General features: G+C 64.9%; 24 protein-coding genes. 17 read left to right on the forward strand and 7 right to left on the reverse strand.

Annotated elements, in window-relative coordinates; genetic code table 11:
• Nucleotides 1–269 precede the first annotated feature (269 nt).
• The 7 genes from VSX79_RS01590 to fghA all read left to right on the forward strand — a co-directional run bounded on the left by VSX79_RS01590 (nucleotide 270) and on the right by fghA (nucleotide 5771).
• Nucleotides 270–476, forward strand: coding sequence for a hypothetical protein (locus tag VSX79_RS01590; RefSeq protein WP_326914222.1), 207 nt, complete (start codon nucleotides 270–272; stop codon nucleotides 474–476).
• A gap of 110 nt (nucleotides 477–586) precedes the next feature.
• Entirely contained in the window at nucleotides 587–1123 is a 537-nt protein-coding gene (locus tag VSX79_RS01595) for a hypothetical protein (protein ID WP_326914223.1), read from the forward strand.
• Between the two features lie 753 nt (nucleotides 1124–1876).
• A complete protein-coding gene (locus VSX79_RS01600; RefSeq protein ID WP_326914224.1) occupies nucleotides 1877–2989 on the forward strand; it encodes an S-(hydroxymethyl)glutathione dehydrogenase/class III alcohol dehydrogenase in 1113 nt (370 codons plus the stop codon).
• A gap of 131 nt (nucleotides 2990–3120) precedes the next feature.
• Nucleotides 3121–3981, forward strand: a complete 861-nt coding sequence (gene purU, locus VSX79_RS01605; RefSeq protein ID WP_326914225.1) for a formyltetrahydrofolate deformylase — start codon at nucleotides 3121–3123, stop codon at nucleotides 3979–3981.
• A gap of 51 nt (nucleotides 3982–4032) precedes the next feature.
• A complete protein-coding gene (locus tag VSX79_RS01610) occupies nucleotides 4033–4413 on the forward strand; it encodes a VOC family protein (protein WP_179498748.1) in 381 nt (126 codons plus the stop codon).
• Between the two features lie 9 nt (nucleotides 4414–4422).
• Nucleotides 4423–4926 carry a prolyl-tRNA synthetase associated domain-containing protein gene (locus tag VSX79_RS01615; RefSeq protein WP_326914226.1) on the forward strand — a complete coding sequence of 168 codons (504 nt, stop codon included), beginning with the start codon at nucleotides 4423–4425 and terminating at the stop codon, nucleotides 4924–4926.
• Entirely contained in the window at nucleotides 4923–5771 is an 849-nt protein-coding gene (fghA, locus tag VSX79_RS01620) for an S-formylglutathione hydrolase (RefSeq protein WP_326914227.1), read from the forward strand. Before VSX79_RS01615 ends, fghA begins: the two co-directional genes overlap by 4 nt.
• Nucleotides 5772–5852: 81 nt before the next feature.
• Here fghA and VSX79_RS01625 read toward each other — a convergent pair whose 3' ends face one another.
• From VSX79_RS01625 to VSX79_RS01645, 5 genes are all read right to left on the reverse strand, one after another.
• Nucleotides 5853–6839 (reverse strand): quinone oxidoreductase family protein, encoded by a 987-nt coding sequence (locus VSX79_RS01625; RefSeq protein WP_179498755.1) that lies wholly within the window; start codon nucleotides 6837–6839, stop codon nucleotides 5853–5855.
• Between the two features lie 99 nt (nucleotides 6840–6938).
• Nucleotides 6939–8780, reverse strand: a complete 1842-nt coding sequence (locus VSX79_RS01630) for a DEAD/DEAH box helicase (RefSeq protein WP_179498757.1) — start codon at nucleotides 8778–8780, stop codon at nucleotides 6939–6941.
• Between the two features lie 147 nt (nucleotides 8781–8927).
• Nucleotides 8928–10100: a BaiN/RdsA family NAD(P)/FAD-dependent oxidoreductase gene (locus tag VSX79_RS01635; protein WP_326914228.1), complete on the reverse strand. Its 1173-nt coding sequence runs from the start codon at nucleotides 10098–10100 to the stop codon at nucleotides 8928–8930.
• 7 nt (nucleotides 10101–10107) lie between these two features.
• A complete protein-coding gene (locus VSX79_RS01640) occupies nucleotides 10108–10287 on the reverse strand; it encodes a hypothetical protein (RefSeq protein ID WP_179498761.1) in 180 nt (59 codons plus the stop codon).
• Nucleotides 10284–10760 carry a GreA/GreB family elongation factor gene (locus VSX79_RS01645; protein WP_179498763.1) on the reverse strand — a complete coding sequence of 159 codons (477 nt, stop codon included), beginning with the start codon at nucleotides 10758–10760 and terminating at the stop codon, nucleotides 10284–10286. Before VSX79_RS01645 ends, VSX79_RS01640 begins: the two co-directional genes overlap by 4 nt.
• Nucleotides 10761–10879: 119 nt before the next feature.
• On the opposite strand from VSX79_RS01645, the gene VSX79_RS01650 reads away from it, so the two are divergent.
• Both VSX79_RS01650 and VSX79_RS01655 read left to right on the forward strand, forming a co-directional pair.
• Nucleotides 10880–11629: a head GIN domain-containing protein gene (locus tag VSX79_RS01650; protein WP_179498765.1), complete on the forward strand. Its 750-nt coding sequence runs from the start codon at nucleotides 10880–10882 to the stop codon at nucleotides 11627–11629.
• Nucleotides 11630–11672: 43 nt separating this feature from the next.
• On the forward strand, nucleotides 11673–12404 hold the full coding sequence (locus VSX79_RS01655; protein WP_179498767.1) for a head GIN domain-containing protein: 732 nt from the start codon (nucleotides 11673–11675) through the stop codon (nucleotides 12402–12404).
• A gap of 169 nt (nucleotides 12405–12573) precedes the next feature.
• Here VSX79_RS01655 and VSX79_RS01660 read toward each other — a convergent pair whose 3' ends face one another.
• Nucleotides 12574–13377, reverse strand: coding sequence for an SDR family oxidoreductase (locus VSX79_RS01660; RefSeq protein ID WP_326914229.1), 804 nt, complete (start codon nucleotides 13375–13377; stop codon nucleotides 12574–12576).
• 110 nt (nucleotides 13378–13487) lie between these two features.
• Here VSX79_RS01660 and VSX79_RS01665 point away from each other — a divergent pair, with 110 nt between their 5' ends.
• The 7 genes from VSX79_RS01665 (at nucleotide 13488) to VSX79_RS01695 (ending at nucleotide 21532) form a co-directional block, all read left to right on the forward strand.
• Nucleotides 13488–14027 carry a hypothetical protein gene (locus tag VSX79_RS01665; RefSeq protein WP_326914230.1) on the forward strand — a complete coding sequence of 180 codons (540 nt, stop codon included), beginning with the start codon at nucleotides 13488–13490 and terminating at the stop codon, nucleotides 14025–14027.
• Between the two features lie 78 nt (nucleotides 14028–14105).
• Nucleotides 14106–14372, forward strand: a complete 267-nt coding sequence (locus tag VSX79_RS01670; RefSeq protein ID WP_179498773.1) for a hypothetical protein — start codon at nucleotides 14106–14108, stop codon at nucleotides 14370–14372.
• Between the two features lie 109 nt (nucleotides 14373–14481).
• Entirely contained in the window at nucleotides 14482–17217 is a 2736-nt protein-coding gene (gene secA / locus VSX79_RS01675) for a preprotein translocase subunit SecA (RefSeq protein ID WP_179498782.1), read from the forward strand.
• Nucleotides 17218–17425: 208 nt separating this feature from the next.
• Nucleotides 17426–18865 carry a circularly permuted type 2 ATP-grasp protein gene (locus VSX79_RS01680; protein WP_179498784.1) on the forward strand — a complete coding sequence of 480 codons (1440 nt, stop codon included), beginning with the start codon at nucleotides 17426–17428 and terminating at the stop codon, nucleotides 18863–18865.
• A 139-nt stretch (nucleotides 18866–19004) separates the two neighbouring features.
• Nucleotides 19005–19946 carry an alpha-E domain-containing protein gene (locus VSX79_RS01685; protein ID WP_179498786.1) on the forward strand — a complete coding sequence of 314 codons (942 nt, stop codon included), beginning with the start codon at nucleotides 19005–19007 and terminating at the stop codon, nucleotides 19944–19946.
• A 2-nt stretch (nucleotides 19947–19948) separates the two neighbouring features.
• The gene (locus VSX79_RS01690) at nucleotides 19949–20752 is read left to right on the forward strand and encodes a transglutaminase family protein (RefSeq protein WP_326914231.1); all 804 of its coding nucleotides are present in this window, start codon (nucleotides 19949–19951) and stop codon (nucleotides 20750–20752) included.
• A 48-nt stretch (nucleotides 20753–20800) separates the two neighbouring features.
• Complete coding sequence (locus VSX79_RS01695; RefSeq protein ID WP_179498790.1) at nucleotides 20801–21532, forward strand: peptidase; 732 nt, start codon at nucleotides 20801–20803, stop codon at nucleotides 21530–21532.
• Nucleotides 21533–21659: 127 nt separating this feature from the next.
• On the opposite strand, the gene acs is transcribed toward VSX79_RS01695, so the two are convergent.
• Nucleotides 21660–23624: an acetate--CoA ligase gene (gene acs / locus VSX79_RS01700; protein WP_326914232.1), complete on the reverse strand. Its 1965-nt coding sequence runs from the start codon at nucleotides 23622–23624 to the stop codon at nucleotides 21660–21662.
• A gap of 84 nt (nucleotides 23625–23708) precedes the next feature.
• Here acs and amaB point away from each other — a divergent pair, with 84 nt between their 5' ends.
• Entirely contained in the window at nucleotides 23709–25226 is a 1518-nt protein-coding gene (amaB, locus tag VSX79_RS01705) for an L-piperidine-6-carboxylate dehydrogenase (protein WP_326914233.1), read from the forward strand.
• Nucleotides 25227–25238: the final 12 nt, after the last annotated feature.

Raw genomic sequence — 25238 nt, forward strand, 5'->3', positions numbered from 1 at the left:
CTGCGGCAAAGCGTTCCAGAATTTCTACGAGCCGAGTCGCTAAATAGTGATTCACCATATGGACTCGCGCGCTTGCGCCATTCATGTAGGTTCTCGACATGTTCTGAAATGAAGAAAGCCCAGCGTTGGCGCGCCGGGCTTTCTGATCAGGATAGTTCCGCAAATCTTGGTCTGGGGCGCGGGACTGGAGAAACCTGAGAACCGCCGTGTGACATGGCGGGGACTCCTCGTCAAGTCTCAGATCGCGCCATCTCAAAGGAGATATAGACATGGCGCTAGACGACGAAAACGGGGGCAAGCGCAAGCGCGCCCGCCTGAACGAAGAGACCATCCGCGCTATCTGGGAACGCCTCAAAGCGGGGCATTACCAGCACGATATCGCGGCCGACCTTGGCATCAACCAGGGTCGCGTTTCTGAAATCAAAACGGGCAAACGAGGCACCGGATTTACCGGTCGCCAGCCTTCCCTGTTTTAACCTTTGCGGGGGCGGGTTTCGGCTCGCCCCCCTTTTTTGCCTTGTGTGGCGTCGGTGGGGTCGCCAGCATCCGGCGAAGCGTCTCTAGCTCTTTTTGATCGGTGTCTGACATGGATGACATTCCTCACATCAACAAAACGTATTCAACGCCGGTAGGCTACGACCAGCGAGCTTGGGTTAACCGCCATGTTGGCGCACTAATCGCTCAATGGGCGACTGCTGAATCTCACATCATCAACATGATCGCCATGATTTTGAGAGTCAGTCAGGCCAACGGTGACGTGATATTTTTCAGCCAATCCAGTCATTATGGCAGAATGAAACTATTAAACGCCCTCATCAATACGAATTTGCAGGGTGACCTAAAAGACCGCAGCCTTGCCATTATAAAGAGGTTCAAGGCACCAACCCGACTCCGGAACGAGCTGGCCCACGCGGAATGGGTAATTGATCAAGGGACAGGCCACTACATAGCGACCGTCTCGGCCAATCTCGATACGGTCGATCAAAAACCGCTGCTCGAAACCAAAGCTTTCGACAAGGGACGGATCAACGAAATCGATCAGGCGTGCCGAGTCCTATCTAAAATCGTAAACGACATCATCGATCTCAACGAAGACCTACGGAAGCGACCGCTTTCCGAATAATGTCGGGCATCATTTCCCGAATATCGGACACGGAGTAGTCCGTGGACGCCATGCCCGAACCCTGCGCCAATACGACTTGCATACCAGCCTCAACCATCTGAGGCGTAATCTCAATCGCTACCGGCCTGTCACGCGGCGTCTCTGATAAACTGGCCATCCTGCTTTCTCAAGTATATAATTGCCGCAGCATGGGAGGCTCTTCAGTCGAGTCGATAGCGGTCTGGAGCGCGACCCCTCCTTCATCGTCATCCCGGACTTGATCCGGGATCCATTGCAGCGCCGCCGTCATGGACCCCGGATCAAGTCCGGGGTGACGAAACAGGGGGCCTCGAAAGGGGCTTTCCTACATTATTTCGCTGTGCCAGCCTGCGGTCCGGCTCTTTGATTTCGTCGATATTCGCGCCTTTGCTTAAAGCGACAAAGGAGACAGTTTTGCGCTGCGCGTGCGAGTCTTTTGTCTCCTTAAGGCCGGACGCGGACGCCGCTAAAGCCACAAAGGACACAAATTGGAGGTCCGCACGCGGGGCCTTTGTGGCTTTAGGGCGAAGCGCCGACCGTATCCTCCCTGTCGCGTAGCGATGGGGAGGGGGACCGTCGCCGCAGGCGATGGTGGAGGGGCGGCGACGGCAGCGCCATTGCCCCTCCGTCAGCGCTTCGCGCTGCCACCTCCCCACGGCTTCGCCGCAGGGAGGATCACATGCTTGCATTGCCGACGCGTTTGCCTGATTGGGAGCGCCGAGAAGGAGACCGCCCATGAAGACCCGCGCCGCCGTTGCGTTCGAAGCGAAGAAGCCGCTCGAAATCGTCGAACTCGATTTGGAAGGCCCGAAGGCGGGCGAGGTGCTGGTCGAGATCATGGCGACGGGCATCTGCCACACCGATGCCTACACGCTCGACGGCTTCGACAGCGAGGGCATCTTCCCGAGCGTGCTGGGGCATGAGGGCGCGGGCGTCGTGCGCGAGGTCGGCGCGGGCGTCACCAGCGTCTCCCCCGGCGACCATGTCATCCCGCTCTACACCCCCGAATGCCGCCAGTGCAAAAGCTGCCTCAGCGGCAAGACCAACCTGTGCACCGCGATCCGCGCGACGCAGGGCAAGGGGCTGATGCCCGATGGCACGACGCGCTTTTCGTACAAGGGCCAGCCGATCTTCCATTATATGGGCTGCTCGACCTTTTCGAACTTCACCGTGCTGCCTGAGATCGCGGTCGCGAAAATCCGCGAGGACGCGCCGTTCCAGTCGAGCTGCTATATCGGCTGCGGCGTCACCACCGGGGTCGGGGCGGCGATCAACACCGCGAAGGTGCAGGTCGGCGACAATGTCGTCGTGTTCGGGCTTGGCGGCATCGGATTGAACGTGATCCAGGGTGCACGGCTGGCGGGTGCGAACCAGATCATCGGCGTCGACATCAACCCGGCCCGAGAGGAATGGGGCCGCAAGTTCGGGATGACCGACTTCCTGAACACCAAGGGCATGAGCCGCGAGGACACGGTCGCCGCAATCGTGCGGCTGACCGACGGCGGCGCCGACTATACCTTCGACGCCACCGGCAACACTGAAGTGATGCGCACCGCATTGGAAGCCTGCCACCGCGGCTGGGGCACCTCGATCATCATCGGCGTCGCCGAGGCGGGCAAGGAAATCGCGACGCGCCCGTTCCAGCTCGTCACCGGGCGCAACTGGCGCGGCACCGCGTTCGGCGGCGCCAAGGGCCGCACCGACGTGCCCAAGATCGTCGACATGTATATGACCGGCAAGATCGAGATCGACCCGATGATCACCCACGTCATGGGGCTCGAGGACATCAACAAGGGCTTCGATTTGATGCACGCGGGCGAGAGTATCCGTTCGGTGGTGGTATATTAAAGAAGCGGTTCCGTTCGTCGCCAAGCTTCGTCATTGCGAGGAGCCGCAGGCGACGCGGCAATCCAGAGCCTGCGTAAAGCCCCTGGATTGCTTCGCTTCGCCCGCAATGACGTGAATTGGGGAGCCTTGATGTGACCGGACCCTATGTCCTGACCTTCAGCTGCGTCGACGCGGTGGGCATCGTCGCCGCGGTGACGGGGCTGCTTGCGACACGCGAGGGATTCATTCTCGACAGCCAGCAATATGCCGACCTGGGTTCGGGGCGCTTTTTCATGCGTGTCGAGTTTCGCGGTGCGGGGTCGAACTTTCCCGTCGACCTGGCGGGCGTGCAGGCGGCCTTCGCGCCGATCGTCAGCCGCTTTGCGATGGAAGCGCGGATCAGCGACACCAGCGTCAAGCCACGCTTCGTCATCGCGGTGTCGCAGGGCAGCCACTGTCTCAACGATCTGCTGCATCGCTGGTCGACCGGCAATCTGGCGATCGACGTCGCCGGCGTGGTGTCGAACCACGAAGCGCAGCGGCGGCTTTCGGAATGGCATGGGGTGCCTTTTCATCACCTGCCCGTGAGCGATGCCAACCGCGCCGAACAGGAAGCGGCGATCCTGCAGATCATGGCCGAGGCGGGCGCGGAATATCTGGTGCTGGCGCGCTATATGCAGGTCTTGTCGGAGGATCTGTCGGCGAAACTCGCGGGACGCTGCATCAACATCCACCACAGCTTCCTGCCGGGTTTCAAGGGCGCGAAACCCTATCATCGGGCGCACGAGCGCGGGGTGAAGCTGATCGGTGCGACCGCGCATTTCGTAACGAGCGACCTCGACGAGGGGCCGATTATCGAGCAGGCGGTCGAGCGCGTCGATCATCGCGACGGTGTCGATGAGCTGATCCGCATCGGCCGCGACACCGAGGCGCAGGTGCTGGCGCGCGCGGTGCGCTGGGTCGCCGAGCAGCGCGTTTTGATCGACGGCCGCAAGACGGTGGTTTTCCGGTGACGCCGGGTATAGGTAGTGAATCGCAACGATAATCAGGAGGAGCGGAGAGCCATGTACAGTCACAATATGGTCGGTGCGAACGACATCGAAGCGGCGCGAAAATTCTATGACGCGACCTTTCAGGCGATCGGCGGCAAGCCCGCGATCCAGGACGACAAGGGCCGGCTGATCTATGTGCACAATGGCGGACTGTTCCTCGTCGGGCCTCCGATCGACGGCGAGCCGGCGACCGCAGGCAATGGCTGCACGATCGGCTTTGCGATGGAAGGGCCCGAGCAGGCCAAGGCGTGGCACGACGCGGGCGTCGCCAACGGCGGCACCGCGATCGAAGACCCACCGGGCGTGCGCGAAGGCGGGTTCGGCGCCATGTATCTCGCCTATCTTCGCGATCCCTCGGGTAACAAGCTCTGCGCGCTGCACCGCATCGTGTGAGGTTCGATCATGCGCGGCGAAGCGGGATTGCGAACGGACCTGAAGGCACTTGCTATCCCCTTCGCCGAGCATGAGCATGATGCGGTGTTCACCGTTGCCGAAAGCGACGCGGTGCACGCCGCGATGCCGGGGGCGCATACGAAAAATCTGTTCCTGAAGGATGCGGGCGGGGCATTTTGGCTCGTAACCGTGCCGTCGGATGCGCGCGTCGATCTGAAGGCGCTGCCCGCCGCGATCGGCAGCAAGCGCGTGAGCTTCGGCAAGGCTGGCGATATGGAGCGATTGCTGGGCATTTCGCCGGGGTCGGTGACGCCGCTCGCGGCGATCAATGCGCAGCCTGGGAGCGTTACCGTGGTGCTGGATGCGGCGCTGGCGACCGCGCCCGCCGTCAACGTCCACCCGCTCCGCAACACCGCGACGCTGGGGCTGTCGGGCGGATCGATCCTCGACCTGCTGCGTCATTGGGGGCATGATCCGGTGACCGCACCCATCCCCGTTCAGGAAGCAGCATGACCCTCGAAACCATCTCCACCACCCGCAGCCATGGCGGCACGCAGGGCGTTTACAAGCACGCGAGCACGACCACCGGCACCGACATGACCTTTGCGGTCTTCGTTCCGGATCATGCCCACGGCGCCAAGTTGCCGGTACTCTGGTATCTGTCGGGGCTGACCTGCACCCACGCCAATGTGATGGAGAAGGGCGAATATCGCGCCGCCTGCGCCGAGCATGGCGTGATCTTCATCGCGCCCGACACCAGCCCGCGCGGCGAGGATGTGCCCGACGATCCCGACGGGGCCCATGACTTCGGGATGGGCGCGGGCTTCTATGTCGATGCGACCGAGGAGCCGTGGGCGAAACATTACCGGATGCGCTCCTATGTCGAGGACGAGCTGCCCTCGCTGGTGCTGCGCAATTTCGCGAGCGCCGACCTGACGCGGCAGGCGATCACGGGGCATTCGATGGGCGGGCACGGCGCGCTGACGATTGGCCTGCGCAATCAGGACCGCTTCCGCTCGGTCTCGGCCTTTTCGCCGATCGTCGCGCCGTCGCAGTGCCCGTGGGGCCAGAAGGCGCTCGGCGGTTATCTTGGCGATGACCGCGAGGACTGGCACGCTTATGATGCGTGCGCGCTGCTCGATCAGGGGTTGCGCGTGCCCGACCTGCTCGTCGACCAAGGCGATGCCGACAATTTCCTGACCGAACAGCTCAAGACCGAATTGCTGGTCGAAGCGTGCGGGCGGGCAGGACAGAAGGCCGACATCCGCATGCAGCCGGGCTATGATCACAGCTATTATTTCATCTCGACCTTCATGGCCGAGCATGTCGCTTGGCACGCGGAGCGGTTGAAGGCGTAATTTCTCCCTCTCTTCGGGGCGGGGATGGGGGAAAAGCCTTTAGCGCCGCGAACCCTCCCCACTCCCGCAAGCGGGAGGGGTTCAGGGGTGTTCGGGAATCAGCAGGCTCGATCCGGTCGTCCGCCCGGCCTCCAGATCGGCGTGCGCCCTTGCCGCATCTTCCAGCGAATAGCGCTGACCGACAGTGATCCGCACCGCGCCGCCCTCGATCATTTCGAACACCCGGTCGGCGCCTGCCGCGCGTTCACCGGGCAGGTGATAATAATCGAACAGGGTCGGACGCGTCACGAACTGCGAGCCATGCTGCGCGAGGATGCCGAGGTTGACGCCGGTGACGGGGCCGCCGGCGTTGCCATAGCTGACGATGAGCCCGCGGCGCGCGGTGGATTTGAGCGAGGTCGCCCAGGTCGCCATGCCGATGCCGTCGAAGGTGACGGGCACGCCCTGGCCGTCGGTGATTTCGCGGACATGCGCGGCAACATCTTCGGCCTTGTAGCGGATGACATGATCGGCGCCCGCCTCGCGCGCGGCATGCTCCTTCGCTTCGGTGCTGACGGTGCCGATGACCGTGGCTCCGATGGCCTTCAGCCATTGGACGAGGATCAGCCCGACGCCGCCGGCGGCGGCATGGACGAGCACCGTCGAACCCGCTTCGACCTTGGCACAGCGCTCGACGAGCATCTCGACGGTGCAAGCCTTGAGCAGCGCGGCGGCGGCGGTTTCATCGTCGATGCCGGGCGGCAGCTTGAAAAGCGAGGATGCGGGGACGAGCCGCGCCGACGCATAGGCGTTGCGCTGCGGGCCGAAGGTTGCGACCCGGTCGCCGGGCCGGATGCCGTGAACGTCGGCGCCGATTGCGATCGCCTCGCCCGCAGCCTCGACCCCGAGCCCGCCGGGAAGCTCGATCGGATAGGTGCCGTCGCGGTGATAGGTGTCGAGATAGTTGAGCCCGACCGCGGTTTGTCGCACGAGGACCTGACCGGGGCCGGGTTCGCCGAGCGTGACCTCGCGCCAGTCGATGACCTCGGGCCCGCCCTGGCTTTCGATAAAGGCTTCGATCGCTTTCATCCGCCGCTCTCCTGCTGTCCGGTCCATCTGGTGGGCGAGGGAGGCGAGTGCAATAGCGGTGCGACAAAAGCCCCTCCCCATCAGGGGAGGGGTTCGGTTTTACTTCGACGGGCGGCGCGGGCTGCGCTGACCGTAGGGCTTGGGCTTGTAGCGTTCGGTGTTGCTGCCCGGCGCGCGCGGACCGCGCGGTCCCGAGCGATCGCCGAACCCGCGATCGCCACCGGGCGCACGAGCGAAATTGCCGCGCGGCGCCCCATCACGCGGGGACTTGTCGCGGCGCGGCGGATAGGTCGGGCCGTCGGGGGCCGGCGTGATCGACACGCCGCTGTCGTCTTCACCATCCTGATTTGCGGTGCGCGTCACGGCCTCGGCGAAGCGGTCGGCGATCGCGCGCGGGATGTTGAACATCGTTTCCTTGGGGCCGATGCGGATCGCGCCGATTTCGTTCTTGCTCACATGGCCGCGGCGGCAGAGCAGGGGCAGGATCCAGCGCGGATCGGCATTCTGGTGGCGGCCGATGTTGAGGCGGAACCAGACGGCGTCCTCGAACCCCTCGCGGCGATCGCCGCCACGTTCGGGGCGCTCGAAACGCTCGCCGCGCTCGGGACGGCCGGCGGCGTCGCGGCCGCGCGGGCCGTTGTCGAGCAGATCCTCGGGCGGCGGCATCAGCGCGCGGTGCGAGCGGACGAGCGAGGCGGCGATATCCTCGGGCGTGCGCTCGGCCATCAGGCGCTGCGCGAGCTCGAGATCCTCGGGTTCATGCTCTTGCGGCGTGAGCAGCTTCTCCATCAACCGTTCCTGGTCGCGCGCGCGCACATCGGCGGCGGTCGGTGCGTCCATCCACTCGGCCTCGATTCGCGCGCCGCGCAGCATGCCGTCGACGCGGCGGCGGCGCGGATAGGGGACGATGATGACCGCGGTGCCCTTTTTGCCGGCGCGGCCGGTGCGGCCCGAACGGTGCTGGAGCGCTTCGGCGTCGCGCGGGATTTCGACGTGGATGACGAGGCTGAGCGTCGGCAGGTCGATGCCGCGCGCGGCGACGTCGGTCGCGACGCAGACCTTGGCGCGACGGTCGCGAAGCGCTTGCAGCGCCTGATTGCGCTCGTTCTGGCTATGCTCGCCCGACAGCGCGACGGCGGCAAAGCCGCGCTCGACAAGGCTGGCATGAAGGCGGCGGACGTTGTCGCGCGTCGCGCAGAACAGCATCGCGGTCTCGGCATCGTGCAGGCGGAGCAGGTTGACGACCGCGCCTTCGATGTCGGCGGGGGCGACGGTCACCGCCTGATAGGCGATGTCGCCATGGCCGCGGTCTTCGCCGACGGTCGAGATACGCAGTGCGTCTTGCTGGTAACGCTTGGCAAGCTGGACGATCGGCTTGGGGAGCGTCGCCGAGAACAGCAAAGTGCGGCGCGTCGCGGGGGTGCCGTCGAGGATTTCCTCCAGATCGTCGCGAAAGCCCATGTCGAGCATTTCATCGGCTTCGTCGAGCACGGCGACGCGCAGCGCGCTGAGGTCGAGCGCCCCGCGTTCGAGATGGTCGCGCAGGCGGCCGGGGGTGCCGACGACGATCTGCACACCCTGACCCAGGGCGCGGCGTTCCTTGCTCGCGTCCATGCCGCCGACGCAGGTTGCGATGCGCGCGCCGGCCTTGCCGTAAAGCCAGGCGAGTTCGCGGCTGACCTGCAGAGCGAGTTCGCGCGTCGGCGCGACGATGAGCGCCAGCGGCGAGGTTGCGAAGGGCAGGCGGCCGTCTTCGAGCAGTTCGTCGGCCATCGCGAGACCGAAGGCGACGGTCTTGCCCGAGCCGGTCTGGGCGGAGACGAGGAGGTCGCGGCCCTTGGCTTCGTCTTGCGTGACCTGCGTCTGGACGGGGGTGAGCGCTTCATAGCCGCGCGCGGTGAGGGCGTCCGCAAGGACGGGCGAAAGTTGTTCGAAAGGCATGTTGTTCTTCTTATCCTGAGCAGCAAAGGCGCCGCGGTTGTGTCTTCGCTGCCCCGGCCTTGCCCCGGGGTCTGTCGCCCGGGATCGAAAATTGGGTCATGGATGCCGAAACGCGTCCGGCATGACGAAGAATTATGTGGGTTTTTCCTAAAGGGCCTGGCCCGCCGCGTGCCCGCTGGCCCAAGCCCATTGAAAATTATAGCCGCCCAGCCACCCGGTGACATCCACGGCTTCGCCGACCGCATACAGCCCCGGCACGCTTTTGGCCATCATTGTTTGCGAGGACAGGTTCGCGGTCGAAATTCCGCCGACGGTAACCTCTGCCTTGGCGAAGCCTTCGGTGCCGTTGGGGTGGAAAGGCCAGCGCTTGAGGCGCGCTTCGGCGTCGGCAAGCTTGCGGTCGGTCAACGCGCCGAGTTCGCCGGGAAGCGCGAGGCGTTCGGCGAGCGTCTGCGCGAGGCGGTCGGGCAGGGCGAGCGCCGAAACGAGCGTCGCGCGCGGGCGCACGCGCTTGGTTTCGATGAGCCAGCCCGGCCCGGCGTCGGGGAGGAAGTCGATCGTCACCGGCTCGCCGTGCCGCCAGTAGCTGCTGACTTGGAGGATCGCGGGTCCCGACAGACCCTTGTGCGTGAAAAGCGCGGCTTCGCGGAACGCCGCCTTGCCTGCGCGCGCTTCAACGGGGGTCGCGACGCCCGAGAGGTCACGGAACAGCACATCGTTGCCGCCAAGCGTCAGCGGGACGAGCGCGGGGCGCGGCTCGACGACCTTGAGGCCGAACTGGCGGGCGAGGTCGTAAGCGAAACCGGACGCGCCCATCTTCGGGATGGACGGCCCGCCGGTCGCGATGACGAGGTTGGCGGCGGTGAAGGGCTGGTCGCCGAAAATCACCCGGAACTTGCCATCCGCATGTGTCACTTCGCGAACCGGCTGGTCGCAGCGGACCTCGACCCCGCCCTTCGCGCATTCGTCGAGCAGCATCGCGACGACCTGTTTGGCCGAGCCGTCGCAGAAGAGCTGCCCGAGCGTCTTTTCATGGTGCGCGATGCCATGGCGATCGACGAGCGCGATGAAGTCGGCGGGGGTGTAGCGCGCGAGCGCCGACTTCGCGAAATGCGGGTTCGCCGAGATATAGCGGTCGGGGACGGTGTGGATATTGGTGAAGTTGCAGCGCCCGCCGCCCGAGATCAGGATTTTCTTCCCCACCTGATCAGCGTGGTCGAGCAGCAGGACGCGCCGCCCCCTTTGCCCCGCGACCGCGGCGCACATCAGCCCGGCCGCGCCGGCACCCAGCACGATGGCGTCATAATCGGGGGCGGTCATGGATGCGTCAGTGCAGCTTTGCGATCGACAGGCCATCGGCCTTGGCGCGTGTCTTCACCGATTCCTCGCTGCGCGTCAGCGCCTTGGCGATGGCTTTCAATGCCATGCCCTTTTTCGCAAGCGTGTGGAGCTTGTCGATCTCGGCCGCGGTCCACGGCTGTTTGTGGCGTTCGAACCTGTCTTTCATGCCAAGACCTCCGGATCGGCGGTGGCGGCAAGGATTTCGATGGCGTCCTCACGTCCCTGAAATGCGACCATGTCGCCCGCCTCGGCGCCCATCAAGGCGCGGCCGAGCGGCGAGGTGAAGGCGATGCGGCCCGCTGCGGGGTCGGCCTCGTCATGGCCGACGATCGTGACGACCCGCTCGGAGCCGCCCAACGCATAGCGCACGCGGCTGCCGATGCCGACGACATCGTCGCCGGGGAGCGCCTGCACGTCGGCGGTCGCCTGACGCGTATGGAGGTAGCGAAGTCGGCGCTGGAGCTTTTTGCGCGCGTCGCCGTCGGTTTCGGCGGCGATTGCGGTGTTGAGACGCGCAACCTCTTCGCCGATCAGACGGAGGCCGCGTGGCGTTACGAGATTGGGGCCGACAGGAATCGGCCACTCGAACTCGGGTTCTTTATGTTCGTCGTCGCTCTCGCGGCGAAAGGCTACGCTCATCGTCTCATTCCTGAAGGATGCGCGCCTTTGCGCCACGAAGGTGGCGACAAGATGGCGGCTTGCGCTGGACAGCGGTGGCAAGCGTGTGTTACGTAAGCAATACACAAAGGAGATTCTCGATGCGTAACTGGACGATGGCGGTTCTGCCGCTGGCTCTCGCGATGACCGTTACGGCGTGCAGCGCCGAGGTGACGAGCGACGGCAAGGGCGGCACGCGCACGGTCGATGCGGGACCGGCGACGACGCAGGCCTATGACCTCACGGGCTTCACCGGCGTCAAGGTCGCGGGTCCCGACGATGTGACGATCCGCCGCGGCGACGCTTTCTCGATCACCGCCAAGGGGCCGAAGGCGGTGATCGACGAGCTGGAAATCGAACTCGACGGCGACATGCTGTCGATCGGACGCAAGAATTCGGGTTTCAGCTTCAGCGGCGACGACGATGATGTCGAGATCGCGATCACCATGCCGGCGCTCCGCGCCGTGCGCCTGACCGGATCGGGCGAGATCGACGCCGATGCGGTTGATGGCGACGCGGCCGAGGCGGTCGTGACCGGATCGGGCGACCTCAAGGTCGGCGCGCTGAACGGCAAGAGCGCCAAGATCACGATATCGGGATCGGGCGATATCGAGGTCGGTGGCGGAACGATCGGGTCGGGTAATTTCGACGTGACCGGATCGGGCAGCATCGCGGCGGGCGGGCTCGCCGCGACGACGCTCGACGTGTCGATCACCGGATCGGGCGACGTCGATGCGAAAGCGAGCAGCAGCGCCGACATTTCGATCCTGGGGTCGGGCGACGCGACGATCGGCGGCGGCGGCAAATGTTCGACGCGCACGATGGGGTCGGGCACCGCGACCTGCAACTGAGGCGCCTATGGTGCTGCCGGCCCGAAAAGGTTAGGGGAGCACCATGACCAGCGCCCTGCCATATTTCGCAAGGGGCGTCGCTGTCGCGGCGGCCGCCCTGTCGCTCCTGTCGCTCGCCGGCCCCGTGTCGGCGGCCGAGAAACGCTTCGGCCTGACCAGTTTCGAGGCGATCGAGGTCAGCGCCGACGTCGCGGTCGAGGTGGTGACGCGCGCGCCGGTGAGCGCGGTGGCGACGGGACCGCAGGACGCCCTCGACCGGCTGAGCCTGGAAAGCCGCGACGGACGGCTGGTGATCAGCCAGCGCCAGTTCGCGGGGGATGAAAAGCGCGGGGCGCCGCGGGGACCGGTGACGGTGCGGGTGAACGCCGCCAATTTGAACAGCGCGACGCTTGCCGGGGCGGGGTCGCTCCGGATCGACACGCTGAAGGGGCAGCGTGCCATGGTCGGGCTGCGCGGCCCGGGGCGGCTGGACGTTGGCGCGATCGCGGCCGACCGATTGCAAGTGGCGATGATCGGCAACGGCACGATGACGCTCGGCGGTGCGGCCAAGACCGCGCAGATGACATTGTCGGGCGCGGGCGTCGTCGATGCCGGCTCGCTGTCGGTCGGCGCGCTGATCAGCGACAGCGAGGGCGCGGGCGATCATATATTGCGCGCGGTCAAGAGCGCGGCAGTCACGTCGCGCGGGATCGGCAAGGTTGTGGTGCTCGGGCGGCCTGTGTGCACCGTGCGCAATGTCGGCAGCGGGTCGGTGACCTGCGGGACGGGGAAATAGTTGTTAGGCGAACGGCGGCTGGCGACCGATTGCTGCCGATAGAGATGTGTGCCCCGGCGAAAGCCGGGGTCCAGAATTCCCGCGCTAGCATTGCGCTTTTCCGCTCTGGGCCCCGGCTTTCGCCGGGGTGCACAAGGGTCCGCTTTCCACCCCAAAGCCGACTTTGGGCTCAATGCGCCGCCGCGCCCAGGCCGTCGATCTTTTTCGACTGGCGCGCGATCAGCCCGGGGAACCAGCGCGCGAGGCGCGACAGTCGCCGCGCCATCTTGCCGACGGGCATATGCACGCGGTCGCCATGCACCGCATCCCACGCCGCCTTTGCGACGTCCTCGACCGGCGAAATCTCGAATCCGCTGGCGGACAGGCGGCTGCGCGCGGGTTCGTTGCTGTCAGCGCTGACCTGATCGAGCAAGGGTGTGTCGATGAAGCCGGGCATCAGCGAGCGCACCTTGATACCGTGTTTGGCGAATTCGATCTCGAGCGCCTCGGTCAATCCGCGCACCGCGAATTTGGTCGCCGAATAGACCGCGAGCCCCGCGACGCCGTAAAAGCCCGACGCCGAGCCGGTGTTGAGGATCGCCGATCCCGGCGTCGCCTTGAGCAGCGGCAGCGCCATATAGATGCCGTTGACGACTCCGCCGAAGTTGATTGCGATCAGCCGGTCGGCCTCCTCGGGCGCCATGTCCATATATTGCCCGCCCGACCCGATGCCGGCGTTGTTGAAGAGGACGTCGAGGCGGCCGCCGCTCACGCTGGCGAAATCGTCCAGCGCGACCCTCCACTGGTCGCGGTCGCGCACGTCCATGACGTGGCGCGACGACGCGCCCTCGGGAAGCAGCGCGGCGGTTTCATCGATCCCGGCGCGGTTGACGTCGGCGATGCCGACGAACCAGCCCTGCCCCGCGAAATGGCGCGCGACCGCCCGGCCGATGCCCGATCCGCCCCCGGTGATGAAAATCGCCTTCCGTGCCATCCGGCCCCTCCTTACATTGATGTCAATGAGACATGATGCGAAGTCGATGTCAGGGTCAAGCGGCAATCGCGGCTTGGCAATATCCGGCGCCGATGGCTAAGAGGGCGGGGATGACCCGCGGCCTTCGTTCTATCATCCTGTCGCTGCTGATGCTGTGCGCGGGCCTCGCCGCCCCCGCGCGCGCCGAAGTGGTCGTGAGCTTTTACAGCCATGATTTCGGCGACCGATTTCCGCACGCCTTCATCGTGATGAAGGGCAGGCTCGACACGACGGGCGAGGCGGTCGATGCCAATTACGGCTTCACCGCGGTTTCGGTCAGCCCCGCGATCCTGTTCGGGTCGGTGAAGGGCAAGGTCGAATCGTCGAAGCCCGACTATATCGAAAAGAGCGACCGCCAGTTCGACGTGACGGTCGACGATGCGACCTATGGGCGGGTCTTGGCGAAGGTCGCCGAATGGCGCGACCGCGAGCAGCCGAGTTACAGCCTGAACAAGCGCAACTGCGTCCATTTCGTGATGGAGCTGGCCGAGGTCGTCGGCTTGCAGGTCAATCGCAAAAGCAAATTGTTCAAGAAGCCCAAGAGCTTTCTGATCGAAGTGAAGGGGTTGAATCCCGGTCTGACGGAGCCCGCCAAAGCCCCCGCCCCCTAGACGCCGCGCGGCTTTCACCCTATGTTCAGGGGACGGGGCGCAATATTCCACGCTCCCGAACGTATAGAGGGGCGATTCTTGCGGTTGTTGTTGACCCTTTTGGCATTGCTGACCGGCCTAGCGACCGCCGACCGGGCAGTTGCCGCGCCTGCCGTTCCGGCGGCGATGGGGGCGCTGGTCCTGCTGGCCGAAACGACGGGCAAGACCGAAGCGAACGATACCGAGCGCCGCCCCACCACCAACACCGCGCCGCGGCGCACGTCGACCGGCAGCGGCAAGCCGCGCAAGGCGGCTCCGCCGTATCTGCCCGGTCTGCTGACCGGTAGCGACCGCGCACTAGAATAGCGCCGGGTCGTTCGCGCCTGTTCAGGGCGCCGCCTCGCGATGAGGCCCGTTTCATCTGTCTTGCGGCTGAAAAACGCCGCCATTTCATTCTAAATCCAAGGGAAATTCCATGTTTTCTGGCCTCGCCAAGAGCCTGTTCGGCTCGTCCAACGACCGTTACGTCAACTCGATCCGCAAGATCGTCGACAAGATCAATGCCTTCGAACCCGCGATGCAGGCGCTCGATGACGCTGGGCTGCAGGCGCAGACGCAGACATTCCGCGACCGGCTGGGCGCCGGCGAGACGCTCGACGACATCCTGCCCGAAGCTTTCGCCACGGTGCGCGAGGCGGCGGTCCGCACGCTCGGCATGCGCCATTTCGACGTCCAGATGATCGGCGGCGTTGTGCTCCACCGCGGCGAAATCGCCGAAATGGCGACGGGCGAGGGCAAGACGCTGATGGCGACGCTGCCCTGTTATCTGAACGCGCTCGAGGGCAAGGGCGTCCATGTCGTGACCGTCAACGACTATCTCGCCCGCCGCGACGCCGAGTGGATGGGCACCGTCTATGGCTTCCTTGGCCTGACCACGGGGATCATCGTCCCCAACCTCAACGAGATGCAGCGCCGCGACGCCTATAACAGCGACATCACCTATGCGACGAACAACGAGCTGGGGTTCGATTATCTGCGCGACAATATGAAGTTCGACCGCCAGCAGATGGTCCACCGCGAATTCAACTTCGGCATCGTCGACGAGGTCGATTCGATCCTGATCGACGAAGCGCGCACCCCGCTGATCATCTCGGGCCCGACCGACGACAAGTCGGAGCTTTATATCCGCGTCAACGAGGTGGTGCTCCAGCTCGGCGAGGAGGATTATGAGAAGGACGAGAAGTCGAAGTCGATCAACCTGACCGAAGACGGCACCGAACATGTCGAACGGCTGCTCGAAGCCGCGGGCCTGCTTCAGGGCAACAACCTCTATGACATCGAGAACACACAGGTCGTCCATCACGTCAACCAGGCGCTGAAGGCGATCCAGATGTTCCGGATCGACACCGACTATATCGTCAAGGACGGCAAGGTCGTGATCATCGACGAATTCACCGGCCGCATGATGGACGGCCGCCGCTGGTCCGACGGGCTGCACCAGGCGGTCGAGGCGAAGGAGGGCGTGCAGATCGAGCCCGAAAATCAAACCCTGGCTTCGATCACCTTCCAGAATTATTTCCGCATGTATCCCAAGCTTTCGGGGATGACCGGCACCGCCGCGACCGAGGCCGCCGAATTCTTCGACATCTACAAGATGAATGTCGTCAACATCCCGACCAACCGCCCGATCGCGCGCATCGACGACGAGGATGAATTCTACAAGAATATCAACGACAAGTTCGGCGCGATCGCCAAGACGATCCGCGAAGCGAACGAGCGCGGCCAGCCGGTGCTCGTCGGCACGGTGTCGATCGAGAAGTCCGAGCTGCTCTCCTCCTATCTTGAAAAGGAAGGGGTGCCGCACAGCGTCCTCAACGCGCGCTTCCACGAGAGCGAAGCGCATATCGTCGCGCAGGCGGGCCGCACGGGTGCCGTGACGATCGCGACGAACATGGCGGGCCGCGGCACCGACATCAAACTCGGCGGCAACGAAGAATTCCGTATCGACGACGAGCTCAAGGATCTGCCCGAAGGCCCCGAGCGCGACGCCGGCATCGCGCGGATCAAGGCCGAGGTCGAGGCCGAGCGCGAAGCGGTGAAGGCCGCAGGCGGGCTGTTCGTGCTCGCGACCGAGCGCCACGAGAGCCGCCGCATCGACAACCAGCTGCGCGGCCGTTCGGGGCGACAGGGCGACCCCGGCCTGTCGAAATTCTACCTCTGTCTCGACGATGATCTCCTGCGTATCTTCGGCCCCGACACGCTCTTCTCCAAGATGATGAACAAGAATCTGGAGGACGGCGAAGCGATCGGGTCGAAGTGGCTGTCGAAGGCGATCGAGACCGCGCAGAAGAAGGTCGAGGCGCGCAACTACGACATCCGCAAACAGGTCGTCGAGTACGACAATGTCATGAACGACCAGCGCAAGGTCATCTATGAACAGCGCGGCGAGATCATCGACAGCGAGACCGTCGACGAGGTGATGGCCGCGATGCGTGCCGAGACGGTCAACTCGATCGTCGCCGATGCGTGCCCTCCGGGCAGCTATCCCGAACAATGGGACGTCGAGACGATGAAGGAGCGGGTCGCGAACATCCTCGACCTGGCGCCGCCGATCGACGAGTGGATGCAGGAAGACGCGGTCGACGCCGAAATCTTCGAGGAGCGCATCCAGCAGGCGGCCGACGCGATCGCCGCGGAGAAGGCCGGACTCGTCGACGCCGAAACGTGGAAGGGGATCGAGAAGTCGATCCTGCTCCAGACGCTCGACCATCATTGGAAGGAGCATCTCTCGACGCTCGACGCGCTGCGTCAGGTCGTCTTCCTCCGCGCCTATGCGCAAAAGCAGCCGATCAACGAATATAAGCAGGAAGCCTTTGCGCTGTTCGAGCGCATGCTGTCGAATATCCGCGAGGATGTGACGCGCACCGTCGCGCGCATCGACCTGCGCTTCGAAGAGCCCGAGCCGATGCCGCTCCCCGACCTGCCCGACTTCCTGACCACGCACATCGACCCCTTCACGGGCGAGGATAACAGCGCCGACGTCGATGCGGGCTCGCTGGGCGTGATCGCGAACACGCTGCCGCCGATGCAGGTGCCGAAGCCCGATCTGCCCGAGGGCGAAAATCCCTATGCCGCGCTCGAGATCAGCCGCAACGCGCCGTGCCCCTGCGGTTCGGGCCGCAAGTACAAGCATTGCCACGGGGCGATCTGACCCTATCTCCGCCGCGCGCTTTCGGGCGCGCGGCAAGCCCTTGATGTTACCGTATCAATCCGAGCCACGAGGCCGCTTGCCAAGGTGCGCGGGCGCGATTAGCATCGCCTTCACAAGCTTGGCGGCCGCGTAGCCAGACAAGCGACGCAGCAGGCAGGAACGACGGCGCCGCGCACGCCCACGAGGGCGCGCGCGGTCGGACGGTGGCATGTTGCTTGGAAAGGGCGGGCGCATTTCCTTTTTCGACGAGATGACGGGACAGGGGGGCGACGTCCGGTCGCCCTATCGCGAATATTCCGACTGGTTCAGCCGCGAGGATGCGGCGCGCATCCAGCGCAAGGCGCAGCAGGCCGAGGCCTTTTTCCGCACCACCGGCATCACCTTCAATGTCTATGGCGAGGATGAGGCCGACGAGCGGCTGATCCCCTTCGATGTCGTCCCGCGTATTATCGCGGCGAACGAATGGCGCCGCCTGTCGCGCGGAATCGAACAGCGGGTGCGGGCGTTGAACGCCTTCCTCCACGATATTTATCACCGGCAGGAAATCCTGCGCGCGGGCCGCGTCCCGGTCGATCTGATCTCGCGCAACGAGGCGTTCCTGCCGATGATGATGGGCATGGACCCGCCGGGCGGCGTCTATACGCATATCAGCGGCATCGACATCGTGCGCACCGGCGCCGACGAATATTATGTGCTCGAGGATAATGCGCGCACCCCGTCGGGGGTGTCGTACATGCTCGAAAATCGCGAGACGATGCTTCAGATGTTTCCCGAGCTGTTCGCGAAGATTTCGGTGCGCGAGGTCAGCGATTATCCGCTCAAGCTGTTGAAGTCGCTCGCCGCCTGCGCGCCGCCCGCGTGCAACGGGACGCCGACGGTCGCGGTGTTGACGCCGGGCATTCATAACAGCGCCTATTTCGAGCACAGCTTCCTCGCCGACCAGATGGGCGCCGAACTGGTCGAAGGGCATGATTTGCGCGTCGTCGACGGCCGCGTCGCGATGCGCACGACGCAGGGCTATACGCCGATCGACGTCCTCTATCGCCGCGTCGACGATGATTTCCTCGACCCGCTCAATTTCCGCCCGGACTCGATGCTCGGCGTGCCGGGGATCTGGGACGTCTATCGCGCCGGCGGGATCACGATCGCCAACGCGCCCGGGACGGGGATCGCCGACGACAAGGCGCTCTACAGCTATATGCCCGACATCATCGAATTCTATACCGGCGAAAAGGCGCTGCTGCCCAATGTGCCGACCTGGCGCTGCTCCGAGCCCGAACATCTCAGGGAAGTGCTCGACCGGCTGCCCGAGCTGGTGGTCAAGGAGGTCCACGGGTCGGGCGGATACGGCATGCTCGTCGGCCCGGCGGCGAGCAAGAAGGAGATTGCCGCCTTCCGCGCCAAGCTGGAAGCGAACCCGCGCAATTATATCGCGCAGCCGACCCTGTCGCTGTCGACCGTGCCGATCTTCACCAAGGCGGGGCTTGCGCCGCGCCACGTCGACCTTCGCCCCTTCGTGCTGATGTCGCCGCAGGGGATCAGGATCACGCCGGGCGGCCTGACGCGGGTTGCGATGAGCAAGGGATCGCTGGTGGTCAATTCGAGCCAGGGCGGCGGGACCAAGGATACATGGGTGCTGGAGGATTGATGGTGCGTATCGTCCCCTTTCCCCGTCATTGCGAGCGAAGCGAAGCAATCCAGAGCGGTTTACGCAACTCTGGATTGCCGCGTCGCTTCGCTCCTCGCAATGACGAAATGGATGGGGCCTCAGCGGAGGGGGCTGCCCCATGCTAGGGAAAACCGCTGGTGCTCTTTACTGGATGGCGCGCTATCTGGAGCGCAGCGAAAACAACGCGCGGTTGATTGACGCAGGTTTTCGCATCGCACTGACCCGATCGAGCACCGCGGCGGCCGAGTGGCGATCGGTGCTCGTGACTGCGGGGCAGGATTATGCCTTTCGGCAGACGCAGCAGGATTATCATTCGCAGCGCGTCGTCGATTTCATGCTGCGCGATCCTGCCAATCCGTCGAGCATCATGTCGGTTGTCAAGCAGGCGCGCGACAACGCCCGCACCGCTCGTACCTATCTGACCCGCGAGGCATGGGAAGCGATCAATACGAGCTGGATGACGCTCGGCGCGCTGCTGAAACGGCAGGTGCGCGAGGATGATTTGCCCGACGTGCTTGCGGCGATCCGCCAGCAGAGCGGATTGGTGCGCGGCGCTTTTGCGGGGACGATGCTGCGCAATGACGGCTATAATTTCTCGCGCCTCGGCACCTTCCTCGAGCGCGCCGACAACACCGCGCGCATCCTCGACGTCAAATATTACCTGCTCCTGCCTTCGGTCGCGCATATCGGCACGTCGATCGACAATGTGCAGTGGGAGACGATCCTGCGCTCGGTGTCGGCGCACCGCGCCTATCACTGGCTCTACGGAACCGAGATCAGCGCGCTGAAGATCGCCGAATTCCTGATCCTCTATAAACAGATGCCGCGCAGCTTGGCTTTCTGCTGCGACAAGATGAACGACAATCTCGCGTGGCTTCAGCACGCTTATGGCGAGGAGACCGATGCAGTGCGCATGGGGGCGTCGATCTGCCGCGACCGGCTGACGCGTCCGATCGCGTCGATCTTCGACGGCGGGCTGCACGAGTTCATCACCGAGTTCCTCCGCGCCAATGCCGCACTCGCGCGGCAGATCGAGCGCGATTACCGGTTCGTGGAGTAAGCATGCGCCTGCGCGTCGAACATATCACCCATTATCAATATGACAGCCCGGTCCGCTATGCGCTCCAGCAGTTGAAGCTGACGCCGAAGGAACGGCCGGGGCAGCAACTGATCCACGACTGGACGATCGCGATCGAGGGCGGAGCGCAGCAGCTTCACTATACCGACCATCACGGCAATGGCGTCGATCTGGTGTCGGTCGATGGGGGAACCAGCGAACTCGTCATCCGCTGCGCCGGCGAGGTCGAACTCATCACATGGGACGGAGTGATCGGGCCGCACCGCGGCGCGATGCCGCTCTGGACCTTTTTGCGCCCGACGCCGCTGACGCGCGCGGGGCGCGGGGTGCGTTCGCTGACCGCCGAACTGGGCCGCGACTTCGTCAACGATATCGAGCGCGCGCATGCGCTGTCGGCGCTGATCCTGGACAGGCTGGCCTATCGAATCGGCGTCACCGACGCCGAGACGACCGCCGAGCAGGCGCTGGCGGGGGATGGCGGGGTGTGCCAGGACCATGCGCATATCTTCATCGCGGCGATGCGCCACCTCGGGCACCCGGCGCGTTATGTCTCGGGCTATCTGATGATGAACGACCGGACGCATCAGGACGCGACGCATGGCTGGGCGGAGGCGCATTTCGACCATATCGGCTGGATCGGCTTCGACGTGAGCAACGGCCATTCGCCCGACCAGCGCTATATTCGCGTCGCGACCGGGCTCGATTATCGCGACGCCGCCCCGGTTCGCGGCATGCGTTATGGTGCGGCGCAAGAAAATCTGGTTGTCCAATTGCAGGTCCAGCAATAAGCGGACCGGGGCGGTCCAGGATTATCGGGGCGGGGATTACGGGGTTCGATGACTTATTGCGTTGGCATGCGGTTGAACAAAGGGCTGGTGTTCATGTCGGACACCCGCACCAATGCGGGTGTCGACGACATCTCGCAGGTCCGCAAGATGCGCAGCTGGACGCTGCCGGGCGAGCGCGTGATCACGCTGATGTCGGCGGGCAATCTCGCGACCACGCAGGCGGTCGTCAGCCTGCTCGACGAGCGCACGAAGGCGCCCGAGGAGCGGCATCCGTCGATCCTCGCTGCGCCGTCGATGTTCGCGGTCGCGACGATCGTCGGCGAAACGCTGCGCAGCATCGTGATGCGCCACAATGACGAGGGCCCTGCGGCGGAGTCGCTGTTCCGCGCCTCGCTGATCGTCGGCGGGCAGATCAGGGGATCGGAGCCCCGGCTGTTCCTGATCTATCCCGAAGGCAATTTCATCGAGGCGGGCGAGGACAACCCTTTCTTCCAGATCGGTGAGACGAAATATGGCCGGCCGATCATCGTCCGCTCATACGATCCCGCGATGTCGTTCGAGGACGCGGTGAAATTGCTGTGCGTCTCGTTCGATTCGACGATTCGCGCGAACGCGGGAGTCGATTTGCCGATCGACCTCAAGATTCACGAGCGCGACGAATTTGCGACCGTGCGCGAGCGGCGTTTCGAGCGCGACGACGCCTATTTCCACAGCGTGTCGCACGGCTGGGCCGAGGCGCTCGGGATTGCGCTGGCCGAGCTACCGGACTTCCATTTTTAGAGCAGGTGAGGCCGGCAAAAATGCGTGCTCCCGCGAAGGCGGGAGCCCATCTCCGGCCGGCGCGATTTTGAAACGACCGGAGATGGGTCCCCGCCTTCGCGGGGACACACGGCGCCATGGCGCACCGTTACCGGTTTTTCCGCCCCTCGATCAGTCCGTCGACGAGGCTTGGGTCGGCGAGCGTCGAGGTGTCGCCCAATGATCCGAAGTCATTCTCGGCGATCTTGCGCAGGATGCGGCGCATGATCTTGCCCGAACGCGTCTTCGGCAGCGCGGGGGTGAGGTGGATATGGTCGGGGGTCGCGATCGGGCCGATTTCCTTGCGCACCTGCTGCTTCAATGCGGCGGCGACCTCGTCGGTCGGCTCGACCCCGGCGTTTAGGGTGACATAGGCATAGATGCCCTGGCCCTTGATGTCGTGCGGAAAGCCGACGACCGCGGCCTCGGCGACGAGGTCGTGGAGGACGAGCGCGCTTTCCACCTCGGCGGTGCCCATGCGATGGCCCGACACGTTGATGACGTCATCGACCCGGCCGGTAATGCGCCAATAGCCGTCGGTATCGCGGCGGCAGCCGTCGCCGGTGAAATATTTGCCCTTGTAGGTCGAGAAATAGGTCTCGGCGAAGCGGCCATGGTCGCCATAGATTGTCCGCGCCTGCCCCGGCCAGCTGTGCGTGATGCACAGATTCCCCTCGGCGGCGCCACCGGTCTGTTCGCACACCAACGTCTTGCCCTCGGCATCGACGAGCTCGGGACGGATGCCGAAGAAGGGGCGTCCCGCGCTGCCGGGCTGCATCGGATGCGCGCCCGGAAGCGTGGTGATCATGATGCCGCCGGTCTCGGTCTGCCACCAGGTGTCGATCACGGGCACGCGGCCCTTGCCGACGACCTGATGATACCAGCGCCACGCCTCCGGGTTGATCGGTTCGCCGACGCTGCCGAGCAGGCGGATCGAGGAGAGATCATGGCGCGTCACATAATCGTCGCCCTCGCGCATCAGCGCGCGGATCGCGGTCGGCGCGGTGTAGAGAATGTTGACTTTGTGCTTGTCGACGACCTGCCAGAAGCGGTCGTGGTCGGGGTAATTGGGCACGCCCTCGAACATCAAAGTCGTCGCGCCATTCTGGAGCGGGCCATAGACGACGTAGCTGTGGCCGGTGACCCAGCCGATATCGGCGCTGCACCAGAAGATTTCGCCCGGGCGATAGTCGAAGCCATAATAGAAGGTGCTGGCGGTCCAGACGCTATAACCGCCGACGGTATGGAGCACGCCCTTGGGCTTGCCGGTCGAACCCGAAGTGTAGAGGATGAAGAGCGGGTCCTCGGCGTTCATCGGCTCGCACGGGCAATCGGCCTCGACGTCGGCCGAGAGCGCGTCGTACCAATGGTCGCGGCCTTCCTTCATCATCACGTCGCCGCCCGTATGCGCGATGACGAGCACCGCCTTCACCTCGACGCGTTCTAGCGCCTTGTCGACATTGGCTTTCAGGGGAACGACCTTGCCGCCGCGCAGCCCTTCGTCGGCGCAGATCACCCAGTCGCTGGCGCAATCCTCGATCCGGCCGTGGATCGCCTCGGGCGAGAAACCGCCGAAGACGACGCTGTGCACCGCGCCGATGCGCGCGCAGGCGAGCATCGCGACCGCGCCCTCGGGAATCATGGGCATATAGATGGTGACGCGGTCGCCCTTCTGGACGCCCATTTTCTTGAGCGTATTCGCGAAGCGGACGACGTCGGCGAGCAGCGCGGCGTAACTGATGTGCCGGGTTTCGCCGTCGGGCGCGTCGGGCTCGAAGATGATCGCGATACGGTCCCCATGGCCCGCCGCGACGTGACGATCGACGGCGTTGTGGCAAAGGTTGAGAAAGCCATCCTCATACCATTTGATTTCGACGGGGTTGTACGACCAGTTGCCGATTTTCGTCGGCGGCGTGATCCAGTCGATCCGCTTCGCCTGCTCGGCCCAGAAGGCGTCGGGGTCGGCGATGCTTTGCGCATAGAGCCGGTCATAGTCGGCGGTGGTGCAGTGCGTGTTCGCGGCGGCGTCGGCGGGGACGGGAACCAGCGGTTCGGAGGGGGGTAGGTCGGACACGTCTGCTTCTCCCGCTTTCGGTTTGACTCGCTTGCTGGCTGCGATAACCCGCGAGCCACAAACTGCAAGGGCGCGCTGGCGCTGATGAAGGGACAGATGATGACGATATTGGGCCAGGAAGTCGCGCGGCTGCTCGATGGACTTGGGGTGGACCGGGCGCTGTGGACCGAAGGGTCGATGCCCTCGGTGACGCCGCTGACCGGCGAACAGCTGGGCATGGTGCAGGTCGTCGATGTCGCGGCGACGGACGAGGCGCTGGGCAAGGCGAGCGCGGCGTTCCGCGCCTGGCGCGACGTGCCCGCGCCGCGCCGCGGCGAGCTGGTGCGGCTGTGGGGTGAAGAATTGCGCGCCGCGAAGGACGACCTTGCCAGGCTGGTGACGATCGAGGCGGGCAAGATCCCGTCCGAGGGCGCGGGCGAGGTGCAGGAGATGATCGACATTTGCGACTTCGCGGTCGGTCTCTCGCGTCAGCTCTACGGCCTCACCATCGCGACCGAGCGGCCGGGGCACCGGATGATGGAGGTCTGGCATCCGTTGGGTGTCGTCGGGGTGATTTCGGCGTTCAATTTCCCGGTTGCGGTGTGGGCGTGGAACGCGGCGCTCGCGCTCGTCTGCGGCAACAGTGTTGTGTGGAAGCCGTCGGAGAAGACGCCGCTCACCGCGCTCGCGACGCAGGCAATTTTCGAGCGGGCGGTGGCGCGTTTCGGCGATGCGCCCGAAGGCTTGGCGCAATTGCTGATTGGCGGGCGCGAGGCGGGCGAGGCTTTGGTCGACGACGGGCGCGTGGCGCTGGTGTCGGCGACGGGATCGACGCGCATGGGCCGCGCGGTCGCGCCGCGGCTGGCGCACCGGTTTGCGCGCGCGATCCTCGAGCTTGGCGGCAACAATGGCGTGATCGTCGCGCCGTCGGCCGACCTCGATCTCGCGCTGCGCGGCGTCGCGTTCGGCGCGATGGGGACCGCGGGGCAACGCTGCACGACGACGCGGCGGCTGTTCCTGCACGACAGCATCTACGATGGTTTCGTGGCGAAACTGAAGGCCGCCTATGCGAGCGTCGGCGTTGGCAATCCGCTGGAGGGCGAGGTGCTGGTCGGCCCGCTGATCGACCGTGCGGCCTATGAGATGATGCAGGCGGCCCTGGCGGCTGCTCGCAATGCAGGCGGCGTCGTCCACGGCGGCGAGCGCGTTGGCGAAGGCGCGAGCTTTTATGTGAAGCCCGCGCTCGTCGAAATGCCGGGGCAGGTCGGGCCGGTGCTCGAAGAGACCTTTGCGCCGATCCTCTATGTCATGCGCTACTATGATCTCGATGCCGTGATCGAACTGCACAATGACGTTGCGGCGGGGCTGTCGTCGGCGATCTTCACCACCGACATACGCGAGGCCGAGCGGTTTCTGGCGGCGAGCGATTGCGGCATCGCCAACGTCAATCTGGGGACGAGCGGCGCCGAGATCGGCGGAGCATTCGGGGGCGAGAAGGAGACCGGCGGTGGGCGCGAGAGCGGTTCGGACAGCTGGAAGGCCTATATGCGGCGCGCGACCAATACGCTGAATTATTCGGATACGCTGCCGCTGGCGCAGGGGGTGAGTTTCGACCTGAATTAACAATCCTCGTCA

The sequence above is a fragment of the Sphingopyxis chilensis genome (genome assembly GCF_035930445.1).
GTDB classification, from domain to species: domain Bacteria; phylum Pseudomonadota; class Alphaproteobacteria; order Sphingomonadales; family Sphingomonadaceae; genus Sphingopyxis; species Sphingopyxis chilensis.